The following is a 26,378-nucleotide window of genomic DNA, read 5'->3' as shown; positions in this document are numbered from 1 at the left end:
CACCAAGCTAAGCTGACTGGGGGCGACGCGAATCAATCGCGTAATTCGCGCCCGGTCAGCTTGATGAAGACGTCTTCGAGGTTAGAAGCGCGGTGTACGTAGCGCAGGCCGTGGGTGTCCACCAGGCTGGCCAGTAGCGCGCGCGGTTCGCGGCAATAGAAGAAGGCCGTTTCGCCGCTGGTTTCGACGCGGTCGGCCTGGTTGCGGTGAGCCTCGATGAAGGTCGCCAGATCGCCGCCGCCTTCGTCGTACACCTCGACCACATGCGGTTCGATCAACTCGGCGATCAGGCCGCGCGGGCTGCCCTCGGCGATCTTGCGGCCGTGGTCGATGACGATCAGGCGGTCGCACAGGCGCTCCGCTTCGTCCATGAAATGCGTGGTCAGGATCAGCGTCTTGCCGGCCGACTTGAGCTGCTTCAAGCGTTCCCAGATCAGGTGGCGGGCCTGCGGGTCGAGGCCGGTGGTCGGCTCGTCGAGGAAGACGATGTCCGGATCGTTGATCAGGGCACGGGCCAGCGTCAGCCGGCGCTTCATGCCGCCCGACAAGGTGGATATCTTGGCGTCGGCCTTGCTGCTCAGGCTGGCGAATTCAAGCAACTGCGGGATGCGGGCGCGAATTTCGGCGTCCGGCATCCCGAAATAGCGGCCGAAAACGAGCAGGTTCTCGGCGCAGGTGAAGTCGGGGTCGAGATTGTCGAATTGCGGCACGACGCCGACGCGCGCCCTCGCCTGCTGGGCGTCGGCCGGGATGGCGCAGCCGTTCAGCGTGATGCTGCCACCATCCGGCCCGGTCAGCCCGAGGCACAGGCGCAAGGTCGTCGTCTTGCCCGCGCCGTTTGGCCCGAGCAGGCCGAAACAGGTGCCGGCTTCGACGGCGAACGACAACCCGGCGACCACTTCCTGGCCGCCGTAGACCTTGCGTAATGAGTCGACGTTTAGTGTCGCCACGCGCGGGTGATGATGTCGCGGATGACGTGCAACCGGCGGTGGAAGAAGTGGTCCGCGCCGGGCACGACGACGACCGGCAGGTCGAGCGGCAAGGCCCAGTCGAAGACGTTGTCGAGCGGCACGGTCTCGTCCTTCGAGCCGTGGATGACGATGGTGTCGTGCGGCACGGCCTCGGTGTCGTACTGGCGGGTGCCCTCGACAAAGCCGGCGGCGGTGCCGACCAGCACCAGGCGCTGCGCCGGGTGGCCGGCTTCGACCAGTCGCTTGGCGACGCGGGTCTGGCAATAAGCCCCGAACGAGAAGCCGGCCAGCGCCACCGGAATGTTGCCGCAGCGGCACTTGGCGTCTTCGATCACGGCCAGCAGGTCGTCGGTTTCGCCGCGTCCTTCGTCATGCAGCCCTTCGGTGCCGCCAACGCCGCGGAAGTTCGGGCGAAAAGCCGCGTAGCCGAGGTTGGTGAAGGTCTTGGCCAGCGTATAGGCCACCTTGTTGGTGTTGGCCCCGCCGCCCAGAGGATGCGGGTGGGCGATCAGCGCGATGCCCTTGGGCGCATCCGGCCGCTCCATGATGACCTCGATCTTGCCGACCGGGCCATCGACGAAAATCTTCTCTTCGACGATGCGCATAAATCAGATTTTCAAACGTTCGACGACCTTGCCGCCGATCAGGTCGGTCTGGATGATTTCTTCGACATCTTCATTGTCGATGAAGGAATACCAGGTCTCTTCCGGGTAGACCACCATCACCGGCCCGTTGTCGCAACGGCCGAGGCAGCCCGCCTTGTTGATGCGCACGGCGCCCGGGCCGTTCTTCTTCAAGGCACCGATGCGGTCCTTGGCGTAGGCGAAGGCGTCGGAACCGCCGACGTTGTTGCAACACTGCTCGCCAGCCTCGCGCTGGTTGGTGCAGATGAAGACGTGTTTCTGGAAATAGCTCATGCGTGTTCTCCTGTGCAGACCCGAATTATAGGCGGTGGCGTTTCACGTGGAACGCGGCGTGATGTGTTGATCGAGATTCACTTCGCGGAGTGTCGCGACGAAAAAGTTGTACATCAGATCAAAAGCGTCTTTGGCATCTGCTTCCATTAGGGCATTGGGGTGCAGGCTTTCATTCATAACCCTATTGCCTAGTGTGTGCTGATTTTCAGTTTCCTTTAGATGGACATAGGAATTTCGACGAACACTCAGAGTATTTGCTCTCTTAATCCAATCCGGAGGGAAGACTTTTTGTTTATCGGCGAGTTTCAGGGCTTCGCCAAATCTCGGGCTGCCTTTTACAGGGTCGAGTAACTGAAGCTCATCGATGATTGTGTGTTCGATGAAAGCCATGGCCAGAAGCAAGGTGGCGACGAAATGTCCGTCTATAAGAGTGTCTTCTGCTTCCGACAGTAGTTTCAGGGTTTCCGGGCGCCCTGAAATAACCGGAAAGGATGCTTTATGTTCAGATACCCACAAGATTCTTCTTGCGCGGGCCTCACGGTGAAGCTTGTCGCTTTCCTCCAAGGCGTTGATGATTCTTGTAAGCGGTTCTGTCATTGAGATTTCCCAAGGCGCTTCTCAAATCCAACAATGACCGAGCAAAGTAATGCTACGAGAGAAATTTCACTCCACTCTTCCCACCCAATCGGCGCCGTCTGGAACAGCATATTCATCACCGGCAGATACGTCAGCGCCAGTTGCAGCATGGCCATGCTGACTATGCCGGCCCAGATCCACGGGTTGGTGAACAGGCCGAGGCTCCAGAAGCTGCGGGTCAGCGAGCGGCAGTTGAACAGGTAGAAGGCTTCGACCATGACGAAGACGTTGACGGCGACCGTGCGGGCTTCGGCCAGTGTGTGACCCTGGCGCAGCTCGACGATGAACAGGCCGAAGGCGCCGGCGAGCAGCAGCACGGACACCAACACGATGCGCCGGATCAGGCCGGCGTCGAGCACCGGCGTGTCGAGCCGGCGCGGCGGGCGGCGCATGACGCCGCGCTCGATCGGCTCGAAGGCGAGCGGCAGGCCGAGCAGCACGGCGGTGGTCATGTTGATCCACAGGATTTGCAGCGGCGTGATCGGCAGCGTGGCGCCGAACAGGATGGCAGCGACGATGACCAGGCCTTCGCCGAAATTGGTCGGTAGCGTCCAGGTGATGAACTTGACTAGGTTGTCCCAGACGCCCCGCCCCTCCTCCACCGCCGCCTCGATGCTGGCGAAGTTGTCGTCGGTGAGCACCATGTCGGCGGCTTCCTTGGCGACTTCGGTGCCGGCCAGGCCCATGGCGATGCCGATGTCGGCCTGCTTGAGCGCCGGCGCGTCGTTGACCCCATCACCGGTCATGGCGGCGACCTCGCCGTTGGCTTGCAGGGCGCGTACCAGACGCAGTTTCTGTTCCGGTTCGACGCGGGCGAAGACATCGACCTCGCGCACCACCTGGGCCAGTTTTTTGTCGTCGAGCGCCGCGAGTTCGCGGCCGGTCAGCGCACGTTCCGCCGTCAGGCCGATCTGGCGGGCGATGGCCAGCGCGGTGACGGCATGGTCGCCGGTGATCATCTTGACCTCGATGCCGGCGGCGTGACAGTTGCGGATGGCGGCCGTCGCTGCCTTGCGCGGCGGGTCGATCAGGCCGATCAGGCCGATTAGCGTGAGTTGATCGACGACTGCTGCGGTGCACGGCGTGTTTTGGGCAAAAATGCGTCGGGCCAGCAGCAGGACGCGCAGCCCTCGTTCGGCATAGGCCTGGGCGGTGGCTTCGACGGCAGCGCGGTCGATCGGCAGGAAGCGGCCGTCGCCGGCCAGTTGATCGATGCAGTGCGGCAGCAGGCGCTCGATGGCCCCTTTGACGTAGACGACGTGGTGTTCTTCGTTGGCATGGCTGGTCGCCATGAACTGGCGGTTGGCGTCGAACGGCAGGTCGTCGGTGCGCGGGTAGAGGGCGCGCAGCGTGTGCTCGTCCAGCCCGCCCTTGCGCGCGGCCACCAGCAGCGCAGCTTCGGTCGGGTCGCCGGTGATGACCCAGCGCTGGCCGTCGCGGTTCAGTCCGGCGTCGTTGCACAGCGCACCGGCGATCAGGCTCTCGCGTAGCGCCCCGGTGATCTCGGCCGGCACGCCGGCCAATGTGATTTCCCCTTCCGGTCGGTAGCCGAGGCCGGCGATGGCGTAGTCGTGACCGCCGCACCACAGGGCCTGTGCGGTCATGGCATTTTCGGTCAGCGTGCCGGTCTTGTCGGAGCAGATCACCGTCGTGCTGCCCAGCGTTTCGACCGCCGGCAGGTGGCGGATGATGGCGCGCCGTTTGGCCATGCGGGCGACGCCGATGGCCAGCGTGACGGTGACGGCAGCCGGCAGACCTTCGGGAATCGCGCCGACGGCAAGCGCCACGGCGGCCATGAACATGTCGATGGCGCGTTCGCCGCGTAGCAGGCCAACGGCGAAGGTCAGCGCGGCCAGGCCGGCGATGGCCCATAACAGCCAGTTGGAGAAGCGCGCCATCTTGCGGGTAAGCGGTGTTGCCAGGTCGGGGGCGGCGGCGATCAGGCCGGCGATACGACCGGTTTCGGTGGCGTCGCCGGTGGCGATGACCAGGCCGCTGCCCTGCCCGGTCAGCACGGTCGTGCCAGCGTAGGCGAGATTGTTGCGGTCGGCGAGCAGCGTGTCTTCGGCCAGGGCGGCGGTCTGCTTGGCGATGGCCTGCGATTCGCCGGTCAGCATCGAATCGTCGGTATGCAATTCCTTCTGATGGATCAGGCGCAGGTCAGCGGGCACCCGATCACCGGGGGCGAGCAGGACGACATCGCCGGGAACCAGGCCGGCAGCATCCAGCGTACGGCGATGCCCGTTACGGCGCACAGTGACCGGCGTGGCGACGCTACGCGCGAGCGCTGCGAGCGCCCCTTCCGCCTTGGCTTCCTGCCAGTAGCCGATGGTCGCGTTAACCAGCACGACACCGAGGATGACCGCCGAATCGACCCACTCGCCGAGCAAGGCGGTGATGATGCCGGAGGCGATCAGGACAAGGACGAGCGGCGCCAGCAACTGGTCGAGGAAGCGGCGCCAGGCCGGCTTGCCTGGGCGCTCGGCCAGCGTGTTCGGGCCATGCTGGGCCAGGCGGCGGGCGGCTTCCTCTTCGCTCAGGCCATGCGCGCTATCGACATCGAGCCGGCGGGCGACGCTGTCGGCCGAGTCGGCATGCCAGGCTAGGTTCTTCTCAGCGTCAGCAGAAGGAACGGCAGGGTCAGGAAGGGCCATAAAGTGGATACCAGGCGGGTCAAACCGTTGAAATTCAGGAAGTGGCCCTGGCGCCAGACAGCCAGGGCGGCCAGCGAATAGGGATTGTGTGGCGCCAGATTGACCAGGACCAGACCCATGACCAGTGCCAGGCAGGCGATCATCGTACGGGCCAGCGCAGGCAAGGCCATGGCCGGTAACAGGGCGACGCCGCCGACGATCAGGCCAAGCCGGGCGCCGGGCGTCAGCCAGGCGAAGGCTTCGGCCGGATTGACCAGAATGGCGGCGGCGATGGCGCTGACTGCCAACGCCGCCAGGAAGAAGATCGGTACAACCAGATAGGCGGCAGCCAGTTGGGCGCACAACAGACGGACGATGAGGCCGACGGCGACAGCATTGAAAGCCGTGATGGCGGCCTCGATCAGCACGAAGCTCTCGGCAGCGAACGGCACAGCGCCGGGTAGGCCGAGCAGCTGGCGCAAGTCGCCGGTGCCGAACAGCAGGGTTTCCGGTGACAACTGGACGAGCAGCCACAGGCCGAGCAGGGTCAGGCCGAGTTCGGCGTGCGGCACTTGGGCGATCAGCCGGTGTTCGAGTTCGCTCAAACGGGCAAAGATGCGTGGACCGACAACGTGGCCCCAGAGGGCGCCGAGCAGCGTGCCCAAGGTGTTGCAGACAAGGTCGAGGTTGGACGGCACGCGCGACGGCAGCCAGGTTTGCACCGTTTCCATGCCGAAGCTGAGGCCGCCACCGAGCAATACGGCCAGTACCAGCGCCGTGAAACGGCCGGGCAGGCGATGCATGGCGAGGACCAGGAAGAAACCGAGCGGCAGATAGACGACGACGTTGGAGACCAGGTCGAAGACCGTCCAGTAACGTGGCCAGCCGCCTTCCAGGAAGGCGATCGGCGAGGCACCGGTGTCGCGCCAGCCGGAGAATGGGTGCAGGCTGCCGTAGACGACCAGTCCGCACCAGGCGAGCGCGAGGTAGCGGGAGAGGACGATGGGGCGGCGACTGGTCGGCATGCCCTTGATTTTAGTTGGCCGGAGCGGCGGCGTCAGCCTGCCGTTCGCCCCGCCAGCAAATTAATGCCGATGCGTCGCTTCGCTCGTGTGGTGCGTGGCGGCTGCCGCCTGATGATGCAGGGCGGCGTGAATGTCCTCGTGCGGCGTCGGGCGACCGACCCACTGCGGCAGCAGCGAGCCGAGGAACATGCCGACGAAGCTGACGCCGAGGCCGATCAGCTGGGGCGGTACCAGGCTCTCTTCACCGATCAGTACTTCGACCAGCAACCAGGAGAGGATGCCGCCGAAAATCGCCGCCAGCGCGCCCTGCGTCGTCGCCCGCTTCCAGAAGGCGCCGACGAAGAGCGGCACGAAAGCGCCAGCCAGGGTGACCTTGTAGGCGTTTTCGACCATCTTGAAGATGCTGGCGTTGGACCACAGCGCGAAACCCAGCACGACGGCGGCGAAGACCACGATGGAGGTTCGCATGACGCGCAGGAACTGTTGGTCGCCCATATGCGGGAAGAAGCCGCGCACGATGTTCTCGGAGAAGGCGACCGACGGCGCCAGCAGCGTCGCCGACGAACAGCTCATGATGGCCGACAGCACGGCGCCGAAGAAGATGGCCTGGGCGAAGACCGGCGTGTGTTGCAGGACCAGGGTCGGTAATACAAGCTGCGAGTCGCTCTGCAGCAGGCCGTTGAATTGCTCCGGATTGATCAGCGTTGCCGAGTAGGCGATGAACATCGGCACGAAGGTGAAGCAGAAGTAGATGGAGCCGCCGAGCAGCGAGCCCCAGATGGCGATCTTGGCCGTCCGTGCCGAGGTGATGCGCTGGAAGACGTCCTGCTGCGGAATGGAACCGAGCATCATGGTGACCCAGGCGCCGAGGAAGGTCAGCCACTTCCACGGATCGGCCTCGGGGAAGAATTCCAGTTTGCCGGCGGCGGAAGCGTGTTCGATCACCGGGGCGACGCCGCCGGTCAGGCCGGAGACGATCCAGGCGATGAACAGCATGCCGCCCATGATGACGCCCATCTGGACGAAATCGAGGATGGCGACGGAGAGCATGCCGCCGAAGGTGGTGTAGGTGAGCACGATGAGGGCGCCGAGGATCATGCCGGCCGTCTGGCTGATGCCGTCGTTGGTGACGACGTTGAAGACCAGGCCGAGCGCCTTGATCTGGGCCGACACCCAGCCCAGGTAGCTGGCGACGATGCACAGCGTGGTCAGCACTTCGACCGTGCGGTTGTAGCGCAGGCGGAAATAGTCGCCCAGGGTCAGGATGTTCAGCTTGTACAGCTTATGGGCAAAGAAGAAGCCGGCGATGATCAGGCACAGCGAGGAACCGAAGGGGTCGGCGACGACGCCGCGCAGGCCTTCCTTGACGAAGGTGGCGGATACCCCGAATACCGCTTCGGCGCCGAACCAGGTGGCGAACACGGTGGCGGTGACGACTGGCAACGGCAGGTGGCGGCCGGCCACGGCAAAGTCCTTGGCGCTATGCACGCGGGTCGCCGCGAACAGGCCGATACCGATGGAGACGAGCAGGTAGAGAACGACGAACCAGATCAGCATGGCGGGGCCGTGAGTACGCGCTAAAGGATTGAAAACGCGCGGATTATACGGCTTTGGTGGCGTGCTGGGATCAGAATTCGGCGGCGGCGCGGAAGTAGACCGTTTCGCCGGTCAGCGGGTGCGGAAAAGCCAGGGTTAGTGCATGCAACAACAGGCGCGGCGCGCTACTTTCGTCGCCATAGAGTTCGTCGCCCAGGATGGGGTGACCGAGCGAGGCCATATGCACGCGCAACTGGTGCGAGCGGCCGGTCCACGGTTCAAGCTCAACGCGGGTGGTGTTGCTGGCCGGGTCGCGTTCAAGCACGCGGAAGCGGGTCAGCGACGGCTTGCCGATGCTGTGATCCACCATCTGGCGGGGCCGGTTGGGCCAATCGACGATGAGCGGCAGGTCGATTTCGCCGCTGTCGGCTTCGACCAAGCCGGCAACGACCGCGACGTAGCGCTTGTCGACGAGGCGGTCGCGAAAGAGCTTGGACAGCCGGCGGTGCATCTCCTCGCCGCGGGCCAACACGAGCAGGCCGGAGGTGGACATGTCGAGCCGATGCACGGTCAGGGCGTCGGGATAGTCGCGTTGCAGGCGGCTGACCAGGCAATCCGCGCGCTCCGGCCCGCGGCCCGGCACCGAGAGCAGGCCGGCCGGCTTGTCGGCAACGATCAGCGCGTCATCGGCAAAAATGACCGGGATGCCGGTATCCGGCGGCGGGGTGTAGACGATCACTGCTTGTTCAGCGGCACGCGGCAGAGCGAATCCTTGAACGGCTTGGGCTCCTGTACCCAGCCCTCGCCCAGCGGCGTCTGGCTGCAGGCGCGCGAGCCGTCGAGCAGGCTAACCCACCAGTACCAGGCGGCGGGTTCGGCCACTGCTGCGGTGCACAGGCCAAAAAGGGCAAAAATGGCGACAAGGCGTTTGAACATGGCGCTACTCCGCGAAAAATCGCTTGCGAAACAAGGTGCATCAATATACTGTATTTATACACAGTATTTGGTGGCGGTGTCGGGGGCAAATATAGCTTATCCGACGTCGAATGCCGAAATCGATTCCTGCAATTTCTATTCCATCTTCGGCCCCTGTGCCATAATCCGCTCAAAATTCGAGGTACTTCCATGGACGACAACAAGGCAAAGGCGCTCGCCGCAGCGCTGCAACAGATCGAGAAGCAATTCGGCAAAGGCTCCATCATGAAGATGGGCGATGCCGAGATCGACGAAGGCATCCAGGTCGTGTCCACCGGTTCGCTCGGTCTGGACATCGCGCTCGGCGTCGGCGGTTTGCCGCGCGGCCGCGTCGTTGAAATCTACGGTCCGGAATCCTCCGGCAAGACCACGCTCTGTCTGCAGGTCGTCGCCGAAATGCAGAAGCTGGGCGGCACCGCGGCCTTCATCGACGCCGAACACGCGCTCGATCCGCAATACGCCCAGAAGCTCGGCGTCAATGTTTCCGACCTGCTGATCTCGCAGCCGGATACCGGCGAACAGGCCCTTGAAATCGCCGACATGCTGGTCCGCTCCGGCTCGGTCGACATCATCATCGTCGACTCCGTGGCTGCCCTCACCCCACGCGCCGAAATTGAAGGCGAGATGGGCGACCAGATGGTCGGCCTGCATGCCCGCCTGATGTCCCAGGCCCTGCGCAAGCTGACGGCCAATATCAAGAAGACCAACACCCTGGTCATCTTCATCAACCAGATCCGCATGAAGATCGGCGTCATGTTCGGCTCGCCGGAAACCACCACCGGCGGCAACGCGCTGAAGTTTTACGCTTCCGTTCGCCTCGACATCCGCCGCATCGGTTCGATCAAGAAGGGCGATGAGGTCATCGGTAGCGAAACCAAGGTCAAGGTCGTCAAGAACAAGGTTTCTCCTCCGTTCCGCGAAGCCATCTTCGACATCCTCTACGGCGAAGGCATTTCCCGTCAGGGCGAAATCGTCGAAATGGGGGTGGCTCACAAGCTGGTCGACAAGTCCGGCGCCTGGTATGCCTACAAGGGCGAGAAGATCGGCCAGGGCAAGGACAACGCCCGCGAATTCCTGAAAGCCAATCCGGAAATCGCTGCCGAAATTGAAGCCGGCATCCGCGAAGCGGCCAGCACCAACGTCATCAAGCCGGTGAAGGCAGCCAAGGCCGCCGATGCCTGACCTGCGTGTGCGTGCCCTGCAGATGCTGACCCGGCGTGACTACAGCCGGGCTCAACTGCAGGCCAAACTCGCGGTTCACGCCGAAAGTGAAGAAGAACTGAACGCCGTCCTCGACACCCTGCAAAGCGAGCGCCTGCTCTCCGACCCCCGCTACGCCAGTCAGCGTGTGGTGGCGCGCGCCGGGCGCTACGGCAATGCCCGCCTGCGTCAGGAATTGAAGCAGCAGGGTGTCGGTGAGGCCGATATCGAGGCCGCCTTGCCCGAAGCGGGCGACGAGGCCGAACGTTGTCGCGCCGTCTGGCTGAAGAAATTCGGTCAAGCCCCCGGCTCGGCCGAAGAGCGGGCAAAACAGATGCGTTTCCTGCAATATCGCGGTTTTTCCGGCGATGCCATCCGCCGGACTCTGCGCGGAGTCGAAGAATGAACACGGTCGCCAAGCTGTCGGCGCACAATCTGAAGAAGCGCTACAAGGCGCGGACGGTCGTCGAGGACGTTTCCTTCGAGGTCAAATCGGGCGAAGTCGTCGGCCTGCTTGGCCCGAATGGCGCCGGCAAGACCACCTGCTTCTACATGATCGTCGGCTTGGTGGCGGCGGACGGCGGCGAGGTCTACATCGACGACGAGCGCCTGACCCATTCGCCGATGCACAACCGTGCCCGCCAGGGTCTCTCCTATCTGCCGCAGGAGGCCTCCGTCTTCCGCAAGCTGAATGTCGAAGAGAACATCCGCGCGGTGTTGGAGCTGCTCAAGCTGCCTGAAGCGGAGCTGAACGACCGGCTGGAAAACCTGCTCAATGAACTGCATATCGGCCATGTTCGGCACGTTAACGCCGCCGCGCTATCCGGCGGTGAGCGTCGCCGTTGCGAAATCGCCCGCGCACTTGCCACCAACCCGCGCTTCATCCTGCTCGACGAGCCTTTTGCCGGCGTCGACCCGATCGCCGTGCTGGAAATCCAGAAGATCATCCGCTTCCTGAAAGAGCGCGGCATTGGCGTCCTGATTACCGACCACAACGTGCGCGAGACCTTGGGTATCTGCGACCACGCCTACATTATCAACGCCGGACGCGTCCTGGCATCTGGACGGCCGGACGAAATCGTCGATAATGAAAGCGTACGCAAGGTTTATCTCGGCGAGCACTTCAGGCTCTGACCGCAAAGCGTACCCAACAGATGCATAAATGAAGCCCGCTCTCCAACTCAAACTCTCCCAGCACCTGGCGCTGACGCCTCAGTTGCAGCAGTCGATCAAGCTCCTGCAGTTGTCGACGGTGGAGATGCAGCAGGAAATCGAGCGCTATCTGCTCGAAAATCCCATGCTGGAGCGGGAAGACGACAACGGCGGCGAGTCTTTCGCCGGGGCGCAGCAGTTCGACTCGCCGCGCACGAACGAAAACGAGCGTGAGCGGGAAAGCGAAGAGCGCACCCCGAGCGAGGATCGCGAGCAGGAAATTCCCTCCTCGCCGTCCGAAGTCGACGACGATCGCTGGACTTCGGATGCCGGTACGTTCACCGGTGCCGGGCGCGACGAAGACGACGACAGCGATGCCCACGACATTCATGCTGCCAACGTCAGCCTGCGCGAGCATCTGGGCTGGCAACTCGGCATGACCCAGCTTACCGAGCGTGACCGTAGTTTGGTCCGCTTCCTGATCGAAGCACTCGATGACGACGGCTATCTGTCGACTCCCTTGCTGGAACTGTGGGAAACCCTGCCGCCGGAATATGAGATCGAGCTGGAGGAGCTGGAAATCGCCTTGCGCCATATCCAGAACTTCGACCCGACCGGCATCGGTGCACGCAACCTGCAGGAATGCTTGCTGCTGCAACTTAAGGCGGAAGAGGAAAGCGAAGAGCGCGATCTGGCCATGGTCATTGTCGACAAGCACCTCGAATTGCTTGCCGCTCGCGACTTCACCAAAATCAAGCGTTTGGCCGGCTGCGACGATGCCGAGCTGAGGGATGCGCAAGCGCTGATCACCAGCCTCAATCCACGCCCCGGTGCGGGTTATGCGCAACTGGAAGCCCGTTACATCACGCCCGACGTAATCGTGAAGAAGCTGAAGGGCAAGTGGACGGCCTACATCAATCCGGATGCCTATCCGCGCCTGCGCATCAACCGCTTGTATGCGGAAATCCTCGCCAAGCAGCGGCGCGGCAATGGCAACCTGTCGACCCAATTGCAGGAAGCGCGCTGGCTGATCAAGAATGTCCAGCAGCGTTTCGAGACCATTCATCGCGTCACGCAAGCCATCGTCGACCGTCAGCGCCAGTTCTTCGAACATGGCGAAGTGGCGATGCGGCCCCTCGTCCTGCGCGAAATTGCCGACATTCTCGGCTTGCACGAATCGACCGTGTCGCGGGTGACCAGCCAGAAGTACATGGCGACACCGCGCGGCATTTTCGAACTGAAATACTTCTTTGGCAGCCATGTTTCCACCGATACCGGTGGCGCCTGTTCTGCCACGGCCATCCGGGCGTTGATCAAGCAATTGATTGCGGCTGAGGACGGCAAGAAGCCCTTGTCGGATAGCCAATTATCCGAAATACTAGGCCAGCAGGGTATTGTTGTTGCGCGCCGAACGGTGGCCAAATACCGTGAATCGCTCAACATCCCGCCGGTCAATTTACGTAAGACTCTGTAGAGAGGAGAAAAAATGAACCTGCAGATCAGTGGTCACCACATCGAAGTTACGCCGGCTCTGCGCGAATACGTCGAAAACAAGCTGGATCCCGTCGTTCGTCACTTCGACAAGGTAACGGGTGTCAATGTTGTCCTGTCCGTCGAAAAGCTGAAGCAGAAGGCGGAAGTGACCGTGCATGTTCCGGGTAAGGATCTGCATGTCGAAGAATCCGGTGACGACCTCTATGCCGCCATCGACGCGATGTTCGACAAGCTGGATCGCCAGGTCCAGAAGCACAAGCAGAAGACGCAGGATCATCACCGCGGCGAAAAACCTGGCCTGCAAGCCGAGTAATCGTCGGATGGCCGCAGCCGAGACCCGGTTGCGGCCTTTTGCTTTTCATTTCCCCTTATGAATCCCCTTACCAATCTCTTGTCGGTCGAACAGATCGTTCTCGATCTGGACGCCAGTAGCAAGAAGCGGGTATTCGAACAAGCCGCCATCCTCTTTGAGACTCGTCTCGGCATTGCCCGTGCAGTCATCTTCGATAGCCTGTTCGCCCGCGAGAAACTCGGATCCACTGGTCTGGGCCAAGGTGTTGCCATTCCACACGGCCGGATCAAGGGACTTAAACATGCCGCCGGCGCCTTCATGCGTCTGGTGACCCCGGTGCCCTTCGATTCACCGGACGGTCGTCCGGTCAGCTTGCTTTTCGTTCTTTTGGTCCCGGAGCAGGCCACGGAACAACACCTGCAAATCCTGTCGGAACTAGCCCAGCGTTTTTCCGATCGCAATTTCCGAGAAACACTGAGTAACGCCACCGATTCCAGCGCCGTTTTGGCCCTCTTTCATTCCTGAGGCCGCCGTGCGTCAGATCAGTCTGAGCCAGCTTTATGAAGACAACCGCGAGAAGCTGTTGTTCGATTGGAGTATCGGCCAGGATGTCGACCGTCGCGTCGAGATCAAGGGTTCCAACAATTATGGGGCCGATCTGGTTGGGCACATCAACATCATTCACCCCGAACGCCTGCAGGTGATGGGGCAAGCCGAATACGAATGGGCTACCCGTATTGGCGAACGTCGCTTCGTGCAGATGTTCACCGATCTGCTGGCGGCGCAACCACCGGCGGTGATCGTCGCCGATGGATTGACTCCTCCGCCGCAGGTGGCGGAAGTCTGCCAGCAGACCGGAACGCCGCTGATTGTTTCCCCCAAGCCGTGCTCGGCGGTGATTGATCTGCTGCGTATTTATCTGTCTGCGCGCCTGGCCGATACGGTCAGCCTGCATGGCGTGTTTATGGACGTTCTGGGCATGGGGGTGTTGATTACCGGCGATTCCGGAGTCGGTAAATCCGAACTTGCGCTGGAGCTCATTTCGCGCGGCCACGGCTTGGTTGCTGACGACGTTGTCGAGATGGCACGCATCGCACCGACGACAATAGAAGGTCGTTGTCCGGGCATGTTGCGCGATTTTCTCGAGGTACGCGGCCTCGGATTACTGAATATTCGGACCATCTTCGGCGAAACCGCTTCACGCCGGAAGATGAAGTTGAAGTTGATCGTACATCTGCAGAAGACCCTTGCCGCTGGCGATGCACCTCGTCTGCCTCTTGATGCGCAGATGCAGGATGTCCTCGGCGTTCCGATCCGCAAAGTGCTGATACCGGTGGCTGCTGGTCGGAACTTGGCGGTTCTGCTGGAAGCAGCGGTCCGCAATACCATTCTGCAACTCCGGGGTATCGACAGCATGCAGGATTTCATGGATCGGCAGCAGCGGATGATGCTTGACGAGGAAAGCTGAATCCCCCATATTCGCTCGACATCCAATACCTTGTCGAAAGGGGAAGTCCGATGAAAAAACTGATTGGCCTGCTGCTTGTTGCCTTTGCTGCAACCGCCGTCCACGCCGCTGACGATTGTGCCGCTCGTGCAGCCGAAAAGAAGCTGGCCGGCGCTGCGAAGAACAGTTTCATGAAGAAGTGCCAGGAAGACGCCAATCCGGGCACGGCCGCCTGCGAGGCGACGGCCAAGGAAAAGAAGCTGGCCGGTGCGGCCAAGAACAGCTTCGTGAAGAAATGCGTCGCCGATGCTCAAGCGGCGGCGAAATAAGTTTTCTGTGAGTCGCTAAAGCAGAAGCGGCCCTCGTTTGAGGGCCGTTTTTCATGCGGGCTCGAATTCGAGTCGGGCGATCAAGGGGTCGCTACTGGAGCCGCCGAAACAGATGTAACCCTTGCCCTCCAGTCGCATATCCTTGCGCCGAACCGCCATTTCCGGCCGGCCATTGTAACTGAGGAAGGTTCCGTTCGTACTGGTGTCAACCAAATGGAAGCCATCCGGCCGAGACTCGATGCGGGCGTGTTGCCGAGAGGCTTTGCGATCGTCGATGACCAGGTTGTTGCTCAGATCACGACCAATGGTGAGGGCCGCGGATTTGTCGTCCAGAACAAAAGTCTTACCCCGGAATTTCAGACTTAGCCGCCCTCTTCCACCGAGCGAGGCATCGCCGAAGGTGGAATGAGGATAAACGCTGACATCGTGATCGACCCACTGCACCTGATTCAGGGTGAGTGCCTTGCCTTGCTCGTTGACCGTACCCAGTTCTGAAATCGGTGTCAGGCTGATCGGTCCGTGGCTCGGAATCTCGGAGGCGAGCACAGAACTGCAGAGTATTTCCTTGCGCCGTGCAAGCCCGGCGATACGGGCGGCCGTTTCCACGGCATCGCCTTTCAGCTTGTTGCCTTCGTCGATCACTTCACCGCAGTGCAGGCCGATACGGATCGAGAGCTTGAGTCCGGAAACCGGAGGGAGGTCGGCGATGCGCTGTTGCATGTCGATGGCGGCCTGGCAGGCTTCATCGGCAGTGTTGAACACGGCGAGGAGTTCGTCGCCGACGATTTGCACCGTACGCCCCTCGTAGCCATCGATCGAGCGGCTCATGCGCTTCAGGCAACGCTCGACCGCGTGCATGGCTTCTGTATCGCCAAGGCGTTCAAAAAGCGCCGAACTACCGGAAACGTCGGCGAACATGACGACAAGTTTGCGAGGGGTGGCGCTCATTGATCCGTACGGGTCAGAAATTAATCAACGCTTGATTATATGACGAAGTTGTCAATTCTTGCATTATGCAGACTGGCTTATTGGAATGACACCAGAAATCGGCATTTCCGGGGCATCGAAAGCGATATCGCCTTCTTCGACCGGTGTATCCAGAGTCAGACCACGGAAGTCGAAGAAGGCGTTGTCGGCGAGATGGGACGGGACGACATTCTGCATCGCGGTGAATACTGCTTCGGTGCGCCCCGGATACTTTTTGTCCCAATCCTGCATCATTTCGCGAATTTTCTGCCGTTGCAGGTTGTCCTGCGAGCCGCAGAGGTTGCAAGGAATGATGGGAAATTCCATACCCCGGGCGAATTTGGCGATATCGGCCTCGGCGCAATAAGCCAAGGGTCGGATGACCACGTGGGCCTTGTCGTCGGTAACGAGTTTGGGCGGCATGGCCTTTAACTTGCCACCAAACAGCATGTTCAGGAACAAGGTGTGCACCATGTCATCACGGTGATGGCCGAGCGCGATCTTGTTTGCGCCAAGTTCCTTGGCAGTCCGGTAGATGATGCCGCGACGCAGGCGCGAACAAAGCGAACAGGTGGTCTTGCCTTCGGGAATCTTCTCCTTGACCAAGGAATAGGTATCCGCCTCGACGATGCGATATTCGATGCCAATGGAGTCGAAGTAACGTGGCAGGATATCGGCCGGAAAACCGGGTTGCTTCTGGTCGAGATTCATCGCGATCAGCCGGAACTTGATCGGGGCCCTTTGCTGTAAAGCCATCAACATGGCGAGTAGCGTATAGGAATCCTTGCCGCCGGATACGCAGACGAGGACGGTGTCGCCGTCCTCGATCATGTTGTAGTCGCCGATCGCTTTGCCGGTTTTACTTTCGAGGAAACGCCGAAGCTTGAGAAGGGTGTTGGAGGTGGTCATGTTGCGGACAGCAAAACAGGCCGGCACAGCCGGCGAAAGGCGCAAGTTTACCCGTTTAAAGCCTATTTGATTCAATAATTTATGCTTAGTCAGCCGGTATATTCTGCAATAGGGGATTAGGTGATAACGAAAATCTCAGCGTCGCAGCGAGTCGCGAAGAGTAAGCGGTAAAATCGCAAGCTTTTTGGCCATCTTCATGAGCAACCTGCCCGCCCCCTCCACGGAAGCGATGGCGCACAGCGAACGCCTGCGTGCTGCCATCGGCGATGAAATACGTCGCTCCGCCGGCTGGATTTCCTTCGCACGCTTCATGGAATTAGTGCTGTATGCGCCGGGCCTCGGGTATTACTCGGCCGGGGCGAGGAAATTCGGCGCGGCCGGCGATTTCGTCACGTCGCCTGAATTGACTGGATTGTTCGGACAGGCGCTGGCAGCGCAGGTGCAGCAAGTAATGATGGCATCCGCGCCCTGCATCATCGAGGTCGGTGCAGGCTCCGGAAGGCTTGCAGCAGACCTATTGCTCGAACTCGAACGGCGCGAGGCGCTGCCGGAGAGCTACCAGATTCTCGATCTTTCCGCCGATCTGAGGCAGCGCCAGCGGGAAACCATCGCTGCGGCAGCGCCCCGCTTGTTGGGCCGGGTGGAATGGTTGGATACCTTGCCCGAGTGCTATTCCGGCGTGGTGGTGGCCAACGAGTTGCTGGATGCCATGCCCGCCCATATCGCCTGTTGGGGTGATGGGGAAATTATGGAAAAAGGCGTTGCCTTGGGCAACGAAGGCAATTTTGTTTGGCAGAGCCGCCCGGCCGAGGGGCTAATGCGGGTAGCGGCCGTTGAACTTGCCGAGCAGTGCAGCTTGCCGCCGGGCTATGAGAGTGAGATCGGCTTGGCGGCACGGGCGTGGGCGGCAGAATGGGGGAAACGCCTGAATAAGGGGGCGTTGCTGTTGATCGACTACGGGTTTCCCCGCCACGAGTTCTATCATGCACAGCGGGCGCGAGGAACGCTGATGTGCCACTATCGTCACCACTCCCATCCCGATCCGTTCTACCTGCCCGGACTGCAGGATGTCACGGTGCACGTCGACTTCACGTCGATTATTGCGGCCGCCCACCCGGCTGGACTCGATCTGTTGGGCTACACGAACCAAGGGCAGTTCCTGATTAACTGCGGCATCCTGGACATGCTGTCGGCCATCGACAATACCAGCAAGGAGTACGTGCGGGCAGCCGGCGCAGTAAATACCCTGCTGATGCCACATGAGATGGGCGAACTGTTCAAGGTGATGGCGCTCGGTCGCGGTATCGATGAGCCTTTGCTTGGGTTCCGACGGGGCGACCAAAGCCACCGACTTTGATTACGAGCGCCGACTGAACTCGCGAAAGCGGTTCGGTTGACCGAGGACGAGGCGACCAAATTCGTCCATCAGGGATTGGTCGAGCGCTGTTGGTGCGAATTCGAAGGCGATGCTGCCCAGACGTTCGAGATTGCGGGTTTCCAGCCGAATCGTGCCGCGTTCGAAATCGGCCCGCCAGCGGGCGCTGACGCTGACTTCGCTACGAATCTCGAATTCGGCGCGTTCGACGTAGCCGCGCGAATTCTTGAATTCCTTGCAGTTGAATGGCAGACCGAAATCAAAAAGCAGCGCGCGGAAACGATCGACGGCCGGGCCTTCCTTCTCGGTGGCCAGTCCCTTTGTGCTGGTCAGGTGATAGGAAAAACTGACCAGTTCGACTAGGGCGCCAGCGCTTTGTGACTGGGTCCGATAATCGGCAAATCCCTCCTGCCAGTTCAGATTTTCGATCTGCAAGGGATCGGCCAAGGGATAGACGCGAGGAATGCCCGGTTTGACGATGTTCAGTTGCTGCACGAGGTCGTGCAGAAAGAAAAACGTCTTTTTAAGTGCCTGGTCGATGGCTTCGTTCTGGGCCGTGCGTTCCGTCTGGGCCGTATGCAGTTCGCGCTGACGCATTTCCGCTTGATGGCGTAACTGGCTGAGCAAATCACTGCCATCGAGTTTCAATTCGTTCCGGCGCAGGGTGTCGCCTTTGGCTACTTGCGGAGTGTGCTGGGTGCCGCCTGGGACGATTTCTGGAAAGACGAGCGTTGGATCGGACATGCCCGCAGCCGATTGTGCCAGTTGTTCGCGCCTGGCCCTTCTCTCCTCGGCATCCAGGTCGAAGGTCTCGATATCGGCGATCAGCGAAGCTTCGAGAGCTTCGATATCCTCGATGCCGACAGTACGCGATTTCCGTTTGGCTTCGATGGCATTGAGAATGGCGGATCGGGTATCGTCGGGCTTGCTGCTGTCGCTCATTGCGGAATCCGGAGGAAGACTTATACTAAGGATATAGTTTTTGCTCGCTGGAGAAAAACGGAAATGGATGTGTCTTCTGTTGGTTCGCTAAGTTTGGCGCTCAGTCAATCGCAGGTAGGCGATGCAGTGGGTATTACCATGCTGAAGAAGGCGATGGATTTGCAGGCCCAGACGGCATCGCAGTTGCTGCAGGCTTTGCCGGCTCCGAGCAATCCGTCGCATCTGGGCAACAGCGTCGATATCAAAGTCTGAGATCGTTCAGCCAATCGCGCAAAGTGGCCGCTACCAGCGGCCATTCTTTTTCATGGGTTACAGCGTGGCCCATGTCGTGGAAAATCTGGGCGCGCAGCCCATAGGTATGGGCAGTGCTCTGGACGAGGAAGGCCGGTACCAGTACGTCCGCCTCTGCGCCGGCGATCAGCATCGGGGGGCGGTGCATCGCGAACAGGTTGGGCAGGTTGAACATCGACATGTCCCAGATTGCCCGATGCGACTCAGCTTGCATCTTGGTCAGCCAGGCAGCCAGCATGGCGTCGTCGACCTCGCCGGCGAACAGGGCTTCGCGTAGCGTTGCCGTATCCGTGTATTCCCCGCCCATGATGCGGTTGATTTCGAGGAAGAGTTGCGGCTTCTGCAGCAGCAGGTGGAATTGCGAGGCGATCAGGCCTTGCGGCGGGACGGAGCAGAGCAATGCGGCAGCACGCGCCGGCCGGTGTTCCAGATATTTCTGGACGATGAAACCGCCCATCGAGTGGCCGACCAGGACGGGGTCGGCATCGAGGAAATCGACGATTGTTTTCAGATCGTCGACGTAATCGGCGATCGAATGCCAGTCGATGTTCTCCTGCCCCGCACTACCCCCGTGCCCTCGCAACGACAGTGCATGGCAGGTGTAACCGGCAGCGGCGAGAAACGGCATGAAGGTTTCGGTCCACATCCAGCCGCCGGCGAATGCACCGTGAACGAAAACAATGGGGGACTGGTCGCTGGGTTTTTCGGGGAGGCAGGAGAAGAGTTCCAACCCGTCGACGAACTGCGTGGAAATCCTGGGAAGCTTCTTGTTGGGCATGGTTAAATTGAAATCTTTGTGATTGTTGTTCGGGACGACATGTTCAAGTGGATTCTGACGCTGGTCGTCGCCATCTTTCTGCTCGGTATCATTAGCCCGCATCTGGCGCGTTTCATCCGTTTCGGCCAGTTGCCGGGTGACATGGCTGTCCGCTTTCGCGGCCGGACCTACACCTTTCCTGTAGCTTCCACGCTACTGCTGTCCTTACTCCTCTGGCTGCTTAGCCGTCTGATCTAGCAGGGCCTGCACAGCGCGCACCCGAGCCTCATGCAGGCGTTCGGGAATCAGCCGCTTGTCGGTGCAGGCGGCCACGATTTTTGCCGCTTCCACGCTGTGCACCGCAGCAAGGGCGGCGAGCAGCAGTGCCGGCGTATCGTAGCTGCGGTTCTCCCAGCCCTGCCGACCGAGATAGTCGCAGCGGCAGGCATCGAGGAATTGCCGGAAGCGTTCCGGCCGGCGCAGGGCGTCGCTTTTCTCGATCAGACCGACCAGCGTGGTGGCCTTCAATTCGCGCGCCCGGTGCACCAGACCGTGATGCTGCGCCGTCAGCAAGGCGAGATCGCGGCAGTCGTTCGGCACGCGCAGGCGGCGGCAGAGTTGTTCGGTAAGGCGGACACTGCGCTCTTCGTGGCCGATATGGCGAGGCAGCACGTCGGCTGGTGTTTCGGCCTTGCCGAGATCGTGGGTCAGGGCCGCGAAGCGAACCGTCAGCGGGTAGCGGTGGCGGGCCGCCTGGTCGATGACCATCATGGTATGCACGCCGGCGTCGATTTCCGGATGATAGTCGGGGCGCTGCGGTACGCCGAACAGTGCATCGACCTCGGGCAGCAGGCGTTGCAGTGCTCCGCATTCGCGCAATACCTCGAACATGCGCGACGGCTTGTCTTCCTGCAGCCCCTTGGCGACCTCCTGCCAGACGCGCTCGGCGACCAGATGATCGACCTCGCCCGAAATAACCATCTGCCGCATCAAGGCCAGGGTTTCCGGGGCGACGGAAAAATCCGAAAAACGCGCCGCGAAGCGGGCGAGGCGCAGGATGCGCACCGGATCTTCGGCAAAAGCCGGGCCGACGTGGCGCAGGATTTTGCCTTCCAGGTCGCGTGCACCGCAGAAGGGGTCGACCAGGCTGCCATCTTCTGACTTGGCCATCGCGTTGATGGTCAGGTCGCGGCGTGCCAGGTCCTGTTCGAGGGTGACGTCGGGTGCCGTGTGGAAGGTGAAGCCGTGGTAGCCGTGGCCGGACTTGCGCTCGGTGCGCGCCAGCGCGTATTCCTCGTGAGTTTGAGGATGAAGGAAGACAGGGAAATCCTTGCCGACCGGGCGAAAGCCCTGAGCCAACATGGCTTCCGGCGTTGCGCCGACCACGACGTAATCGCGGTCGGCATTGGGGCGGCCGAGCAGCTCGTCACGGACGGCGCCGCCGACGATGAAAATCTGCACGGCGTTCCGGCGATCAGCGTCCGGCGCGGAAGCGGAAGCTGTCGAGCTTGCCCTTCGGCGTGTTGAGCGCGATGTAGGTGGGGGCAACGGCTTCGAGCGCGGTTGGCTTCCAGCCGGCGGGGGCCTGGCTGGTGGCGTCGGCCACGCTGTCGATCTCCATGGAGCGCAGGTTGTCCGGCGAGAGCAGCGGCTGCGGGGCCAGCCACATCAGACCGGCCTGCAGGTAGGCCCAGCCTTCCGACAGCGGCACGACGGTAGCCTTGCTGCCGCACAGTTCGGCAGTGTAATCGACCAGTTCGCGCAGGGTGTAAACCTTCGGGCCGACCAGATCGTAGGCCTGGCCGTAGGTATTTACATCGCTCAGGCTATCGACGAAGGCGTCGGCCACGTCGGCCGCCCACACCGGCTGGAAGCGGGCATGGCCGAAACCGAGCGGGAAGAAGGGGAATTTCTTCAGGACGGAAGCGAAGGTGGACAGGAAGGAGTCACCCAGACCGAAGATGACGGAAGGGCGGAAGACGGTAACGTCGAGGTCGCCTTGGGCTGCAAGCACCGCGGCTTCGCCGTCACCCTTGGAACGCAGGTATTCGGACGGCCCTTTGGGGTCGGCATGTAGCGCACTCATATGCACCAGGCGACGTACCCCATTGGCCTTGCAGGCAGCGACGATTTTCTTCGGCAGTTCGACGTGGGCCTGGGCGAAATCACGGCTATACGGCAACTGGACATCGCGGCTGTGCAGGATGCCGACCAGATTGATCACGGCATCGTGGCCGGATACCAGTTCGTTCAGGGTCTTTTCGCAGCTGATATCGGCTTCCGGCATCTGGATGCCGGGCTGGATGATCAGGGCCTTGGTTCGTTCGCGCCGGCGGGTCGGCACGGTGACCTCGATACCGCGTTGCGACAGGCGATTGGCAATATAGGTACCGACGAAACCGCTACCCCCCAGCAGCAAGACCTTCTTGACGACCATGTGGAACCCCGGAATTCTGATTCGTAAAACGCGGATTTTAAGCCAAAAATGCCCGGCCGGGGCCGTCCTTAAGCCGCCTGGGCGGGATGGTGCTTCAGGGCGCGGGCGGCAGCACGCTCGAACAGCGATTCCTTGCCGAGCAGGACGGCCTCGCCACTGCTGAATTGGCGGGCCAGGATAAGCGAGTGAATGGACATTGCCGTGCCCGTATGCGGATTGAACAGCAGGTGGCGCTGGCTCTCCGGGCTGACAAAGCAGACCATGCGCGGCAGGCGGCTCCATTCGCCGGAGCGCCCAATCCAATTGCCGACCTGGCAAGGAACCGGCACCGCCGGTACGGGCTCGGGGAAATCCAGTGTCGCCAGCGTCAGGCTGCCAACCTTGAGTTCACCAGTAATCGGTTCGCGCCGGACCGGAGGAGTTTCCGCTTCCGGCGTATCGCCGCCGAGAAGCACGGTTTGCGGCGCGATGCCACGCAAGGCCTGGGTTTGCAAGTCGAAGCAGATATCGAGGACACGCTGTTGCGCTGCCGGCGCCATGCCGATGCGGACCATGCCGCCTTTCAGCGTTTTCAGGACAAAGGGCAACTGTGCCGAAAGTTCCTTGCGCTGTTCAAGATCTGTTTTTGGCTGGAACGACCATAGCAGCTTATCGATGGCGCTCTTGTGATCCTGCCAGATGCTGCTGTTGCTTCCCGATTCTGTCTCGATCTGCTGCATGACCTGTGGCCAGGATTTCTGGAAGAAATCGACAAGGTCGACGGGAACGCGAACTTCTGCAGCTGCCTTGGTCTCGTCGGCAACCTGATCACAACGGTCGAGTTGCTGCAGCAAGGGCAAGTAGGCCTGAGCGGCTGCGATGACCTCCTGCCTGCGCTCTTCCTGCAACTTGTCCAGTTGTTCCGCCGCATGGCTGAAGGCTTCCGGATTACCGGCAAAATCGCTACGCAACTTACCGGCAATTTCGAACAATTTCAGGCAGATGGGGTGGCGATTCGGCGTGTCGAGTGGCAGACCGAGCATGGCAGTCGCCATTTTGTCGATGACTTGGCGGGCCGGATGAGTTGCATCGCTGAACAGGGCGCCGTCGCGCATGGCCAGCTTTAGCGTCGTGATCTGCAGGCTGGACAGAATGGCTTTCAGCGCATCGGGCAGCGTGGGATCGTCGAAGATCGCTTCGAAAATGAGCGACAGCGTGTCGATCGCCAAGCCTTCCGGAGCATGGGCCGGAATGCCGAGTTCGGTCGAGTTGAGCGAACGTTGCCTGGATGCGGTTTCGTCCTTGAACAAGGTGGGAAACAGCTCGGTATTGTCCGGGGCATCGCCCATTTGCAGCGTCGGATTACGGTAATCTCCAGCGCGATCCAGTTCGCTCAAGCGATGCAGGAGCCGGTCCAGCGAAGCCTGGCTGAGCAGGCTGGCGGCAGCACCACCGCTAGCCATTTGCTGCGGAGCAACACCGACTGGGCCGGCTGGGATGCCAGCGGCGACGGGTGCAAGCGGCAGGCGCGAGAGCAACGCTGTCTGCAGTGCGATCAGGGCGTTGATGTTCTCCGGCGCAACCCCCGTGTTTCCGCCAGGAGCTTTCTGTTGCGGACTCTCGGGTGAGGTGACGATATTTGTCTGGGCCGTCTCGATGCCGCTTTTGCCGAGGAAAGTTTCGACCGTGTCGTAAACGGCCGGCAAGTTTTTCACCAGATAATCTTCGATCTTGTCGAGCAGATCGAGCTTGTTGTCGAGCGGAATGGCGCCTTGCTTGGCGAACATGTCACGCAGGCCATCGGCGATACCCTTGGGGCCGACCGGGTTGTCCCCCTTCGGCAGATCCGGACGGCGCAAAACCGTCATGAAGCGCAGGTGCAACTTCCACAAGGTGCTACCTGTGGTTTCGAACAGGCGGGCCGTGAAATTGTCGACACGGATACCGAATTCGAGATCGTCCTCGCCGACCAAGGTGATGCGTGACGAGGTCAGCCCGTTCACTTCGTCGCGGAAGCTGCCGCGACCCTTGGTTGAAACCATTTCGTCGAAATATTCGCCGGCACCTTGTTGCACGGCTGTGACATCGGCAGCGGAGAACAATAGGCTATCGCGCAACAGGCTGGCCAACTGTCTGAGGTACAGGGCGCGAGTGTCGCGGAGGATTTCGAAATTGTCGGAGATCACGGGAGATCAGCGTCCTTCATCGCATCGCTCGTCTTCGGGCCGATGGTGCCGAGGCGGGCTTTGAGGGAGTCGGGCTTGCCATTGAACAAGGCGGAATAATACACCGCGTTGCTCATCACTTTCTTAACATAGTCACGAGTTTCGCTGAACGGGATGGTTTCGGCGTAGATGGCGCCTTCGAGCGGACGATCGGCGCGCCATTTCTTGGCACGACCGGGTCCGGCGTTGTACGCGGCGGAGGCCAGTACCGGGTGGTTGTCCAGGTTTTCCATGACCAGGCGCATGTAGCTTGTACCGAGCAACACGTTGGTTTCGGTATCGTTGACCTGGCTGTGGTTGTAGTTGCGCAGGCCGATCTTCTTGGCGACCCACTTGGCGGTCGCCGGCATCAACTGCATCAGGCCGGAGGCGCCGACATTCGATTTGGCGTTGGTGATGAAGCGGCTTTCCTGGCGCATCAGTCCATAGACCCAAGCATCGTCGAGCGACTGATTCTGGGCGGCGGGGCGGACCTGATCGCCGTAGGGCGCCAGAAAGCGCAGCGTGTAGTCGTGTTCGGACTTGGTCTTGTCGGCCGTGTTGATGGCCCGGTCCCAGATCTGGTTGCGCTTGGCCAGGTCGGCGGCAGCCAGCAGCGAGCGGTCATCCATGCCGCGTAGGGCCCAGTTCCATTCCCGAACGCCCTCCGTCCTCATGTCGAGCCGGATGAAGGTCAGCGCGCGTTTCAATCCCGGATTGTTGCGAGCAGCGAGTTGCTCCTCGGCCGTTGGTGGGTTGGCCTTGGCTGGCGGTGTAATGCTCCGCCCCAACTCCTCGTCAGCCAGATTGCCGTAGAAATTGGCCTGGCCGGCGATTTTTTCGAATAGGGCGTTGGCGTCGGTGCTGCGGCCGCCGGCTCTGTGGGCGCGGCCCAGCCAGTAGATCCATTCCGGCTGCTGGGCGAGTGTTGGCGGCATGGCTTCAATGGTCTTGTGCACGACGCCCCATTCCTGAGCGCGTAGGGCGGCACGCACTTTCCACTGGCTAGCTTCATCGGAGAGGGCAGTTTTGCCTGCGTTGGCATACCAGGCTACCGCTTCGGGCATATGGCGCTTGGCTGCCTGCAAGGCAATCTGGCCCCAGGCCCATTGTTTTTCGTTGTCCTGCAGCTTGCTTTTAAGCTTTTCCAGTTCGTCGGCGGCAACGCGCGGATCGTTGGTGGCGATGCGCTGGATGGCGAAGGTCGCCAGTTCGCGGCCGGGGCGTGTGGTGTACCAATTGGCCGGCTGGCGAACCAGATAGCTCATGGCGTTGTTCAGGGCATTGTCAAGTGCCTTGGCATCCGGGGCCTGGCTGTCCGGCAGGTAGTTCAGCGTCGTTTTGGCCCAGGCCGGGCGGTTGCCTTCGACCTGACGACGGGCCCGGTTCCAAACGTCGTCGACATTCAGGCGTTGACTGGCGACGGCAGCATCAATGACCGGGCGGCAAGGCTCCGGCGGCTCGAGCATGGTCAGCCAGAGTTTTTCCGCTTCGTCGAGCACTGTGCGGTCGTCGCGCGCCAGGCGAGCCTGTTGCTGCCAGCAGGTCAGTTCGGGTTCGGGGGCAAGCAGGCGTGGATATTCCTTTTCCACCTCGTTCCACGTGGAACGTTTACCCAGCCAACGTATCCAGTCGGCGCGCAATTTCTCGGCGACGTAGGTCTTGTCGTTACGCTCCAGGAAGTCGCGGATGGCGGCGAAGTCGCCCTGGTCCATCCACATGCGCAGCCGATAGTTCTCGACGTAGAGGGCGAGATCGTGGCTGCCGACCTGGCTGGCGGCGCGTTCGAATTTGTTGCGGTCGCCATTGCGAAAGGCGTCGCGGGCGGCGAGGAAGGCGGCATCCCGGCTGTCCTGCGCGATGACTGGAAAGGCGAGCGACAGGCCGAGGAGGAGAACGCGAAACTTCATG

28 protein-coding genes are annotated in these 26,378 nt (G+C 61.3%); 11 read left to right on the top strand and 17 right to left on the bottom strand.

The window, feature by feature from the left end; genetic code table 11:
* Positions 1-32: 32 nt before the first annotated feature.
* The 9 genes from WIF35_RS11625 to WIF35_RS11585 all read right to left on the bottom strand — a co-directional run bounded on the left by WIF35_RS11625 (position 33) and on the right by WIF35_RS11585 (position 8,654).
* The gene (locus WIF35_RS11625; protein WP_412478378.1) at positions 33-950 is read right to left on the bottom strand and encodes an ATP-binding cassette domain-containing protein; all 918 of its coding nucleotides are present in this window, start codon (positions 948-950) and stop codon (positions 33-35) included.
* On the bottom strand, positions 938-1,576 hold the full coding sequence (locus WIF35_RS11620; RefSeq protein ID WP_412478377.1) for an alpha/beta hydrolase: 639 nt from the start codon (positions 1,574-1,576) through the stop codon (positions 938-940). Before WIF35_RS11620 ends, WIF35_RS11625 begins: the two co-directional genes overlap by 13 nt.
* Before the next feature lie 3 nt (positions 1,577-1,579).
* Positions 1,580-1,888 (bottom strand): (2Fe-2S) ferredoxin domain-containing protein, encoded by a 309-nt coding sequence (locus tag WIF35_RS11615; protein WP_412478376.1) that lies wholly within the window; start codon positions 1,886-1,888, stop codon positions 1,580-1,582.
* Between the two features lie 42 nt (positions 1,889-1,930).
* On the bottom strand, positions 1,931-2,485 hold the full coding sequence (locus WIF35_RS11610) for a hypothetical protein (RefSeq protein ID WP_412478375.1): 555 nt from the start codon (positions 2,483-2,485) through the stop codon (positions 1,931-1,933).
* Entirely contained in the window at positions 2,482-5,178 is a 2,697-nt protein-coding gene (locus WIF35_RS11605; protein ID WP_412478374.1) for a cation-transporting P-type ATPase, read from the bottom strand. The genes WIF35_RS11610 and WIF35_RS11605 overlap by 4 nt, the downstream gene beginning before the upstream one ends.
* Entirely contained in the window at positions 5,127-6,182 is a 1,056-nt protein-coding gene (locus WIF35_RS11600; RefSeq protein WP_412478373.1) for a VanZ family protein, read from the bottom strand. The genes WIF35_RS11605 and WIF35_RS11600 overlap by 52 nt, the downstream gene beginning before the upstream one ends.
* A gap of 60 nt (positions 6,183-6,242) precedes the next feature.
* A complete protein-coding gene (locus WIF35_RS11595; RefSeq protein WP_412478372.1) occupies positions 6,243-7,739 on the bottom strand; it encodes a sodium:solute symporter family protein in 1,497 nt (498 codons plus the stop codon).
* 70 nt (positions 7,740-7,809) lie between these two features.
* Positions 7,810-8,457 carry an RluA family pseudouridine synthase gene (locus WIF35_RS11590; protein ID WP_412478371.1) on the bottom strand — a complete coding sequence of 216 codons (648 nt, stop codon included), beginning with the start codon at positions 8,455-8,457 and terminating at the stop codon, positions 7,810-7,812.
* Entirely contained in the window at positions 8,454-8,654 is a 201-nt protein-coding gene (locus tag WIF35_RS11585; RefSeq protein WP_412478370.1) for a hypothetical protein, read from the bottom strand. Before WIF35_RS11585 ends, WIF35_RS11590 begins: the two co-directional genes overlap by 4 nt.
* Before the next feature lie 189 nt (positions 8,655-8,843).
* Here WIF35_RS11585 and recA point away from each other — a divergent pair, with 189 nt between their 5' ends.
* Genes recA through WIF35_RS11545 form a run of 8 tightly spaced genes read left to right on the top strand, consistent with a single transcriptional unit; the run spans position 8,844 to position 14,607 of the window.
* Entirely contained in the window at positions 8,844-9,875 is a 1,032-nt protein-coding gene (recA, locus tag WIF35_RS11580; RefSeq protein WP_412478369.1) for a recombinase RecA, read from the top strand.
* Positions 9,868-10,299 (top strand): recombination regulator RecX, encoded by a 432-nt coding sequence (recX, locus tag WIF35_RS11575; RefSeq protein WP_412478368.1) that lies wholly within the window; start codon positions 9,868-9,870, stop codon positions 10,297-10,299. The genes recA and recX overlap by 8 nt, the downstream gene beginning before the upstream one ends.
* Positions 10,296-11,027, top strand: coding sequence for an LPS export ABC transporter ATP-binding protein (gene lptB, locus WIF35_RS11570; protein WP_412478367.1), 732 nt, complete (start codon positions 10,296-10,298; stop codon positions 11,025-11,027). The genes recX and lptB overlap by 4 nt, the downstream gene beginning before the upstream one ends.
* Before the next feature lie 28 nt (positions 11,028-11,055).
* Positions 11,056-12,519 (top strand): RNA polymerase factor sigma-54, encoded by a 1,464-nt coding sequence (locus WIF35_RS11565; protein ID WP_412478366.1) that lies wholly within the window; start codon positions 11,056-11,058, stop codon positions 12,517-12,519.
* Between the two features lie 12 nt (positions 12,520-12,531).
* Positions 12,532-12,852: a ribosome hibernation-promoting factor, HPF/YfiA family gene (hpf, locus tag WIF35_RS11560; RefSeq protein ID WP_412478365.1), complete on the top strand. Its 321-nt coding sequence runs from the start codon at positions 12,532-12,534 to the stop codon at positions 12,850-12,852.
* Between the two features lie 57 nt (positions 12,853-12,909).
* Positions 12,910-13,356: a PTS IIA-like nitrogen regulatory protein PtsN gene (gene ptsN / locus WIF35_RS11555; RefSeq protein WP_412478364.1), complete on the top strand. Its 447-nt coding sequence runs from the start codon at positions 12,910-12,912 to the stop codon at positions 13,354-13,356.
* Between the two features lie 7 nt (positions 13,357-13,363).
* Entirely contained in the window at positions 13,364-14,299 is a 936-nt protein-coding gene (gene hprK / locus WIF35_RS11550; RefSeq protein WP_412478363.1) for an HPr(Ser) kinase/phosphatase, read from the top strand.
* A 50-nt stretch (positions 14,300-14,349) separates the two neighbouring features.
* Complete coding sequence (locus WIF35_RS11545) at positions 14,350-14,607, top strand: hypothetical protein (protein WP_412478362.1); 258 nt, start codon at positions 14,350-14,352, stop codon at positions 14,605-14,607.
* A 51-nt stretch (positions 14,608-14,658) separates the two neighbouring features.
* Here the strand turns inward: WIF35_RS11545 and WIF35_RS11540 are convergent, their stop codons facing one another.
* The gene (locus tag WIF35_RS11540) at positions 14,659-15,555 is read right to left on the bottom strand and encodes an FHA domain-containing protein (RefSeq protein ID WP_412478361.1); all 897 of its coding nucleotides are present in this window, start codon (positions 15,553-15,555) and stop codon (positions 14,659-14,661) included.
* A 63-nt stretch (positions 15,556-15,618) separates the two neighbouring features.
* Positions 15,619-16,482: a tRNA 2-thiocytidine(32) synthetase TtcA gene (gene ttcA / locus WIF35_RS11535; protein ID WP_412478360.1), complete on the bottom strand. Its 864-nt coding sequence runs from the start codon at positions 16,480-16,482 to the stop codon at positions 15,619-15,621.
* A gap of 196 nt (positions 16,483-16,678) precedes the next feature.
* Between ttcA and WIF35_RS11530 the strand changes: the two genes are divergently transcribed.
* Positions 16,679-17,839, top strand: coding sequence for a class I SAM-dependent methyltransferase (locus WIF35_RS11530; RefSeq protein ID WP_412478359.1), 1,161 nt, complete (start codon positions 16,679-16,681; stop codon positions 17,837-17,839).
* Here WIF35_RS11530 and WIF35_RS11525 read toward each other — a convergent pair whose 3' ends face one another.
* Entirely contained in the window at positions 17,840-18,799 is a 960-nt protein-coding gene (locus WIF35_RS11525; protein ID WP_412478358.1) for a hypothetical protein, read from the bottom strand.
* A 63-nt stretch (positions 18,800-18,862) separates the two neighbouring features.
* Here WIF35_RS11525 and WIF35_RS11520 point away from each other — a divergent pair, with 63 nt between their 5' ends.
* The gene (locus tag WIF35_RS11520) at positions 18,863-19,051 is read left to right on the top strand and encodes a YjfB family protein (RefSeq protein ID WP_412478357.1); all 189 of its coding nucleotides are present in this window, start codon (positions 18,863-18,865) and stop codon (positions 19,049-19,051) included.
* On the opposite strand, the gene WIF35_RS11515 is transcribed toward WIF35_RS11520, so the two are convergent.
* Positions 19,041-19,868 (bottom strand): alpha/beta hydrolase, encoded by an 828-nt coding sequence (locus tag WIF35_RS11515; protein WP_412478356.1) that lies wholly within the window; start codon positions 19,866-19,868, stop codon positions 19,041-19,043. The two genes, WIF35_RS11520 and WIF35_RS11515, sit on opposite strands and share 11 nt — an antisense overlap.
* Before the next feature lie 39 nt (positions 19,869-19,907).
* Between WIF35_RS11515 and WIF35_RS11510 the strand changes: the two genes are divergently transcribed.
* Positions 19,908-20,105, top strand: a complete 198-nt coding sequence (locus tag WIF35_RS11510; protein ID WP_412478355.1) for a DUF2905 family protein — start codon at positions 19,908-19,910, stop codon at positions 20,103-20,105.
* Here WIF35_RS11510 and WIF35_RS11505 read toward each other — a convergent pair.
* The 4 genes from WIF35_RS11505 to WIF35_RS11490 all read right to left on the bottom strand — a co-directional run bounded on the left by WIF35_RS11505 (position 20,073) and on the right by WIF35_RS11490 (position 26,377).
* Positions 20,073-21,308 (bottom strand): multifunctional CCA addition/repair protein, encoded by a 1,236-nt coding sequence (locus WIF35_RS11505; RefSeq protein ID WP_412478354.1) that lies wholly within the window; start codon positions 21,306-21,308, stop codon positions 20,073-20,075. The genes WIF35_RS11510 and WIF35_RS11505 overlap by 33 nt on opposite strands.
* A 13-nt stretch (positions 21,309-21,321) precedes the next feature.
* Positions 21,322-22,284, bottom strand: coding sequence for a complex I NDUFA9 subunit family protein (locus WIF35_RS11500; RefSeq protein WP_412478353.1), 963 nt, complete (start codon positions 22,282-22,284; stop codon positions 21,322-21,324).
* A 68-nt stretch (positions 22,285-22,352) separates the two neighbouring features.
* Positions 22,353-24,449 carry a DUF1631 family protein gene (locus WIF35_RS11495; RefSeq protein WP_412478352.1) on the bottom strand — a complete coding sequence of 699 codons (2,097 nt, stop codon included), beginning with the start codon at positions 24,447-24,449 and terminating at the stop codon, positions 22,353-22,355.
* A complete protein-coding gene (locus tag WIF35_RS11490; protein ID WP_412478351.1) occupies positions 24,446-26,377 on the bottom strand; it encodes a transglycosylase SLT domain-containing protein in 1,932 nt (643 codons plus the stop codon). The genes WIF35_RS11495 and WIF35_RS11490 overlap by 4 nt, the downstream gene beginning before the upstream one ends.
* Between the last annotated feature and the right edge of the window lies 1 nt (position 26,378).

Source organism: Azonexus sp. IMCC34839 (assembly GCF_047047955.1).
GTDB lineage: Bacteria > Pseudomonadota > Gammaproteobacteria > Burkholderiales > Rhodocyclaceae > Azonexus.
The sequence above is the reverse complement of the archived record's forward strand: the minus strand, read 5'-3'. Positions and strand labels throughout refer to the sequence as shown.